This is a genomic window from Sphingorhabdus sp. (assembly GCF_046292425.1).
Classification (GTDB): Bacteria; Pseudomonadota; Alphaproteobacteria; order Sphingomonadales; family Sphingomonadaceae; genus Sphingorhabdus_B.
Genome location: NZ_JBKBQV010000013.1, coordinates 43,246 through 50,470, shown reverse-complemented (window position 1 = coordinate 50,470; position 7,225 = coordinate 43,246). Strand labels below are relative to the sequence as shown.

Annotated in this window: 5 protein-coding genes; 3 read left to right on the top strand and 2 right to left on the bottom strand. The window is 51.0% G+C overall.

What is annotated here, in order from left to right:
• The coding region (locus tag ACK4S7_RS04670) for an ATP-binding protein (protein WP_409644826.1) at positions 1-1,934 on the bottom strand (1,934 nt) is incomplete at its 3' end.
• 377 nt (positions 1,935-2,311) lie between these two features.
• On the opposite strand from ACK4S7_RS04670, the gene ACK4S7_RS04665 reads away from it, so the two are divergent.
• The 3 genes from ACK4S7_RS04665 to ACK4S7_RS04655 all read left to right on the top strand — a co-directional run bounded on the left by ACK4S7_RS04665 (position 2,312) and on the right by ACK4S7_RS04655 (position 6,192).
• Positions 2,312-2,998, top strand: a complete 687-nt coding sequence (locus ACK4S7_RS04665) for an MgtC/SapB family protein (protein ID WP_409644825.1) — start codon at positions 2,312-2,314, stop codon at positions 2,996-2,998.
• 603 nt (positions 2,999-3,601) lie between these two features.
• Complete coding sequence (locus tag ACK4S7_RS04660) at positions 3,602-4,966, top strand: M24 family metallopeptidase (protein ID WP_409644824.1); 1,365 nt, start codon at positions 3,602-3,604, stop codon at positions 4,964-4,966.
• A 149-nt stretch (positions 4,967-5,115) separates the two neighbouring features.
• A complete protein-coding gene (locus ACK4S7_RS04655) occupies positions 5,116-6,192 on the top strand; it encodes a sensor histidine kinase (RefSeq protein WP_409644823.1) in 1,077 nt (358 codons plus the stop codon).
• 143 nt (positions 6,193-6,335) lie between these two features.
• Here ACK4S7_RS04655 and ACK4S7_RS04650 read toward each other — a convergent pair whose 3' ends face one another.
• Positions 6,336-6,668, bottom strand: a complete 333-nt coding sequence (locus ACK4S7_RS04650) for a PilZ domain-containing protein (RefSeq protein ID WP_409644822.1) — start codon at positions 6,666-6,668, stop codon at positions 6,336-6,338.
• Positions 6,669-7,225: the final 557 nt, after the last annotated feature.

The following is a 7,225-nucleotide window of genomic DNA, read 5'->3' as shown; positions in this document are numbered from 1 at the left end:
AACACCTTTATATTCGGGATGATTTCGATGGCGAACTCGGCCAGCTTTCGTCCGTCCATCGTCGGCAGAATTACGTCGGTAACCAATATACAGATGCCGCGATTGGCTTCCAAGATCGACAGCGCATCGTCCGCCGAAGTCGCCTGAAGCACCGTGTAACCAGCCGTTTGCAGAAAATCAGCAATATTGGCCCGTAACTGGTCTTCATCCTCAACCAACAATATCCATTCGTCGGGCTGACCTGCGGGCAGAGACAGGTCGGATTTAGCTCCGGATTGGCTATCCGGGGTCGAAGTTTGCCCTTCATATTGCGGCAGTAGAACCGTGACGGTTGTCCCTTCGCCGACGCTTGAATCGATGCTGATTTCTCCGCCGGATTGAATGACAAATCCGTTAATCTGGGACAAACCAAGGCCTGTGCCCTTGCCGATTGGCTTTGTGGTGAAAAAGGGTTCGAAAGCACGCGCAGCAACGTCCGGGCTCATTCCCCGGCCTGTATCCGTCACAATTAAGGCTACCCAAGCAGAGCCGTCATCACGCCAGCGCATTTCGGAAGAAATTTTGATGACGCCGCTGTCCAATATGGCGTCGCGAGCGTTCACGACCAAGTTGATGAGCACATTTTCCAGCTGATTGCGGTCGACAAATACGGGACCGATGTCTTCTGCCAGTGAAACCGAGACACTGATATTAGCCGGCAGCGTCCTATGCAAAATTTCCACGCTATCTTTTATGACAGCGTTAACGTCGACCGTCGTGGGCGATAGCGGCTGTTTGCGGGAAAATGCCAGTAATCTACGGGTTAGGTCAGCCGCTCGGCCAGCTCCGTCAATTGCACTGTCGATGAACCGCTCTACATCGCTATCGCCTCTTGCCAGCCGCCTCTTTGCCAGATCAAGGCTACTAATTACGATCGCCAGCATATTGTTAAAATCATGGGCGATGCCGCCAGTCAGTTGCCCAACTGCCTCCAGACGTTGGGCATGCTCAATCCGTGCCGCCGCTGCCCGCCGCGCCGACGCGAAACGAAGTGTAAGCACCATTACCGCCGCTGCAAGCGCCACGGTGAGTAACGCTATTAATCCTGCCGCCAAACGCCCCCCCAGTTTGCGGTTATCTATCAAGGCGGCTGTGACGGCCAGATGCGTGCTCAGGTTGCTTTGCGGCGATGTGAAAAAGGCCGTATAATTTTCCATGCCCTCCCATGTCACGCCCCGATAAACACCTTCATTGCCCTTTGATATGGCGTCGCGAACAAAGGTCGTTGATGGCTTGCCGATCCGCTTCTCCCAATCCAATGTCCGGGCAACAAACATCCCCCGTCGGTCCACAACCGCGCTTACGCCTTCGCGAGGTGCCTTGGACATAAGTACCTGCTGAATCATCAACGGACTTAACACAACTTCAAGCACATATTCATTTCTCGACACGGTGCGAAATTTCATGATTGCGTGTATGTACGGCTTACCGTCGGCACTAAAAATCATGTTACTCAAACGAATTTTGTTAAGCGGCTCCTTTGCTGCCAATTTGAGCGTATCTTCATCTAATTGTGCAGGGCCCTTGGGCAAAATCTCTAAAATTTGCTGGTCGTTAGCAAGCTGCCGAATGATTACATTTTCCCAGTCGGGATTTTGGTTTGTAACGGCGGAAATTGCAGTTTTAGCCTCCGCCCACTTTTCCTCTTGGACTGTTGGAAGAACTGATACGGCGAGCATCACAGCTTCAATCGAGTGTAAACGGGCGTCTATTGCCTCGCTTATTTGCTGTGCACGGCTCAACGTCGCCGCCTCGGCTGCAAACTCATCATCACGATAAGCGAGTGTAATTGCGATTAGCGCGTAAATTAAGAGAGGTATGAGCAGCCCGGCTCCAACAGCAAATTTCAATCGCCGGTCCAATAATTGGGTAAACTGCTTGGGATATTCGCGCATAATAGTCGGCTCTACCTGAGAATCGTTGAACCTAAACCGCCTGCCATTCTACCAATTAGGTCGGGTGCTTCTACGATTTAAAGAAAACCACAGATTGGACATGCCGTCAACTAACACCCACACGCTCATTTAACCCTGTAATCAATTCTATTAAGGACAATTTCTGTCACGCTTGAATGCAGAATTTTAGCTTTGGCAATGGGCCGCGCTGCCACATGAGCTTTTGAATAGCCATGCACCGCAACATCACGGCAGTTTAAATAGCAATTTGTAAGGAGCGCTATGCTGCCGCGACGGGTGTTGCTTACGCAAATGCCCCCGCCCTATTCGGCGGCAAGTCGTCAGAAACAAATCATCACGCCACGGATTAAAAGGCCATGAACATTGTCGACTATGATCTCGTCATCCCCATCATTGGTTCCGTCGCAGCAGGCGCCATAATCGGCGCAGAGCGGGAATACCGGGCCAGCCCGGCCGGATTTAGAACCCACATATTAGTGAGCCTTTCATGCTGTTTGTTGATGCTATCGGCAGTCCATCAAATCCGGTGGCTGACAGACACCCCCGAAGAGATCATTAGAATTGACCCTGTCCGGATGGCACATGGTCTGCTCACCGGAATTGGTTTTTTATGTGGAGGCGTCATTTTCCGGGATGGCTTTAACGTGCGGGGGCTAACCACTGCCGCATCCTTGTGGAGTACAGCGGCACTTGGAATATTGTTCGGCATTGGGTTTTACACCCTCGCAATCGTCGGGTCGCTTGCAACGCTTTTGGTTCTAGCAGCCGCCAATTTAACAGATAAAATTTTCCCTCAACGTCGGCTTGCGCGCTTGAAAGTTCGGTACAAACGACAATTTTCGCCCACACGAGATGCCTTTGTCGGCTTGGTGCAAAGGCATGAATTTCCGCCTGCTGCTGTATCGCAATATGTGGATAATGATATGATCGAATATAGCATTACCCTCAGCAGTGCAGATCAAAGGCATCTAAATGAGCTTCTATCTGACTTGGATAGCGACGATGGGATCATAGGTTTTGAATATCTCCCACATGATGCTTAATTTCATTTCAGTTTCCGATTTAATGTACTTTGTTAACTATAGTGCGATATGGAAATCACGCCGGACCAGGAAACATATTTTTAAGTTGTGGAATGGTCTATGCTCCAAGTTGACGGTCTTTTGTCCGATAGTGCCAAGGGTGCTAATGATCGCAAATTCTGCCGCGGCGAAGTAGCGATTGTGGGTACGGTGAGAGCTGTAGGCGGCATTAAGAGCCCAATAAGAGTTGTTGATATCTCGACGGCTGGCTTTCGGATGGAATGTCTGACCTATTTGTCAAACAGCCAGATAGTTTTCCTGACGATGCCCAGTTTCCAACCAATGGAAGCCACAATAATGTGGCAAACGGAATGGATGTACGGTTGTGCCTTTACGCGACCCTTACACGCTGCAGTTTATGACCACATTGTTCGTTCATACCCGTCCCTGGGAACACAGCCAAATTCTGCTGACGGGTTTATGTATGGCGCTGAGGCCGGGCTGAATTGGTGCCAGTCGTCTTAGCAAGGACCTGAATCTGGTTCAGTTCCGTCGGCACGCCGTGCTTGATCCTTTCGCTGCAACTCGTCAGTGTAGGTGCGAAGCAGAAAAGGGGGAAGTTTGATGGTAAAGCTCATTGTATCAGGAGCGGTGCTGCTTGCCGCAATAATGGGAGTAGATGCAACAGTTGCATCTGCGCCTATTACAATGAGCGAAACCGAAGCAGAAGCGCCCGCGTTACCCCGGTTACTGAACGCACGCGAAAGGGCGGCGACCGAAAACCGGATTCTCGCCGCGCGGCTGGATGCGATAATCCCTTCAATCATGCGTGAACAGGGCATCGATATGTGGTTGTTGGTGGCTCGCGAGTATTTTGAGGAGCCAGTGGTCGCGTCCATGCTTGACGCCGAAAATATGCACGCACGGCGTCGCACAATCTTGATCTTTTACGATCCGGGAGATGGTAAGCCCGTGGAGCGCCTGACCGTTAGCCGTTATGGATTGGGAGGTCTGTTCGCACCTGCTTGGGACCCAAGCAAACAACCTGATCAGTGGCAATCGGTAGCAGAAATTATCGCCACCCGCGATCCTGCGAAAATCGCGGTCAACACCTCCGATCTTTATCAATTCGCGGACGGCATGACGCTTAGTCAGTATGAGAAGTTCTTTGCCGCGCTTTCCAGCCCATTGCGGCAGAGGATCGTTAATGGCGAAACGCTCGCCATACGTTGGCTCGAGACCCGCACACATGCGGAGATGGAGCTGTATCCCGCCATTGTGCGAACCGCCCATGCAATAATCGGGGAAGCTTTCTCCCGCGCAGTTATTACGCCAGGTGTGACGACTGCGGAGCAGGTTCAGTGGTGGTATCGCGATCGGCTGCTTCAGCTTGGCCTTGACCCCTGGTTCCACCCATCGGTGGCAATCCAGCGGCATGGTGCGAAGGGCATGTTGGAAGGCGCCGAAGTGATCCAGCCGGGCGATCTGCTGTGGACAGATTTCGGCATTACATATCTTCGGCTGAATACCGATACGCAGCACCTTGCTTATGTCTTGAAGCCCGGCGAGAGCAACGCGCCTGCGGGCCTCAGGCAGGGGCTGGCAAACAGCAACCATGTACAGGATATCCTTACCCGCCATTTTGTGGTCGGACGCAGTGGGAACGAGGTATTGGCTCTTGCGCGGGCAGAAGCATTGGCGGCGGGGCTCGATCCATCGATTTATACACACCCGATTGGTTTGCATGGCCACGGTGCCGGACCATCCATAGGCTTTTGGGACAACCAAAACGCCGATCCGCGCGGCGGCGGCCGAATTAACGCCAACACTGCGTGGTCAATCGAGCTTACGTCTTACGCGGCTGTACCCGAATGGGGTGGGCAGCGTGTGGACTTTCGAACGGAGGAGAATGCGTTCTTCGACGGTAAAGGCATCCGTTACATTGACGGACGCCAAACCGAATTAACGCTGATCCCATCAGGGCAGTAATTGCGTCTTACGCTGCAAATGAAGTCAATCGTCACTTATTCTGCAATTGCAAGAATTCGAAAGCTGGGAGTGGGAAAATAGTCGATACATTTCTTACGGTTGACGGGAAGTCGTTGGATTCAGCCGAGTCGTCCGGCCATTTTAAAAAGATGTATGACCGAATTTCCGGACTGGCGAAAATCGGTGTTTGGGAATTTGACCTTTTGACGGAAACACTCACATGGACCGATACCGTCTATGATCTGTTCGAAATTCCAAGGGGGACTTTGCTTAAACGCAGCGATACTTTAAAATTCTATGATGAACGGTCGCGTCGGGAAATGGAGCAGCAGCGAGCCGAGGCGATAAGGAGCGGTTCAGGCTTTGCGATGGACATATTAATCCGCACCGCCACAGGTGCCGACCGATATATTCGACTGACGGCGGACATCGAGCAGGAAAACGGGAAATCCGTTCGCATCTTTGGAACAAAGCAGGATGTCACGGCCGAGAGAGCCGCGCAGCAGAAGGTCCAGTTTCTTCAAAACAAATTGGGCTATCTTGCTCGGGCAAGCGCTATGGAAGTGATGGCGTCGACGCTGGCGCATAAGGTGAGTCAACCCTTGGCAGTCGCGACGAACTATCTGTCAGCTGTTCTCGCGATTGCTGCACGGGAGCCAATCAGCGACCAAATTGCGCATGGCTTGAACGAGGCCTTGCAGTCAACACGACGAGCAGGGGAAATTATCCGTAAAATGCGTGCGATGAGTCGTCAGGCTCAAGGCAATGCAGAAAGGTTCGAACTTGAGCACGCTGTAAGAGAAGCGATCGCAATCGTAGCGGGAAGATATGGTCACTTGTCGATCAGTTGCGATCTGGGCCCTGCTGCGTTCATTTCCGGCGATTATTTTCAGATTCAGCAGGTCTTTGTAAACTTGATATCAAATGCGTGCGACTCAACGGCAGGCGAACCATGCGAGGTCACCATCCAATGCACAAAACGAAATACAGATCTGGAAATTTGTGTCTCAGATAACGGTCGCGGAATTGATAAGGATATCTTGTCCGTTATGTTTGATGCTTTTGCAACTACCAAGCCCAAGGGGCTGGGCATCGGTCTTTCGGTCGCGCAAACGATCATAGAGGCCCATGGAGGGCATATTTGGGCGCGTAATCAGCCGGAGGGCGGTGCATCGATCAGCTTCACGATTCCCTTCGTTACAGGCGCTGCCGGTCAGAAGTCGTAAGATGTTCATCTTTGACGCGAGCGCAAAGAGCGTGCCGTAGCAGCCAAATGATCTAACACCGTCACGATGCCAATCCCTTGAAAGTGTCCTAAAGCTAATACCCGCACCGTGGTTTGAAAGTGACGAAGGATGAGACGGTATAGTCACTCACCATCAAATTTGTCCGGCATAATAGTTTGCATCGTCGAGATTAAATCTGATGAACTCATGGCTTGATCAAACTGAAGCCCAGCGTGTTGGTGCCATGTCCAGATGCATAGAGCTTCAACTTTTATTGCATCGGATAAATGCAACAATATTTTATCTCCCCTTTCAATTCCCGCTTTTCCATCGATCATCACACCCGTCGATGACAGATCTACGATCTTCACGACTAATCTACCCAAACGTCCGTGGTCACCAGCCGCATAATAGTTGACCGGAAATCGGTCGTCTCGTCGAAAGTCTGCTTTTGCCTGCCGAACATTACCCAACATCTTGGTTCATCCCCCTGCCAAAGGCCCTTTTCACTATTTATCGACGCCAAGTGGACATTGATTGGGCGCCAGACTGGAACTCAGCCCGTCAATGCCAAGTCCATAAGTATAATATCTCCGCATCCCCCTCAAAAGGCACGATAAAATCGTTTTATATCTTTCAATCATGCCATTTCGCGGACAAACACAGATTATGTTTGGCATAAAACATCTTAAAAACTGTTACGAAATAGTCCAACTTGTATAACCGGACCGATAATGATGACATCTCACGGATCGACGTCTTGATAATATTTATAAATTACGCATTTTGTTACTGAAATAATGATGGCCATTATGGACAGCTTCAAACACCCGCAACGGCGCAATTGGGGTGGAGATAATTTGGGGCGGTCATCCGGACCAGCGCACAACCGCCCCCCCCCGGCTGTAAGGAAAAGACGGACGGATAAGGTCGCCAATCTTTGTGGGCCAAACAGCAGATAAGGCGTTTCTAGCGTTCTAGAGATAAATTACATTCTGAACTGCTTTCATATTGCAACTACATAGTTCCAATA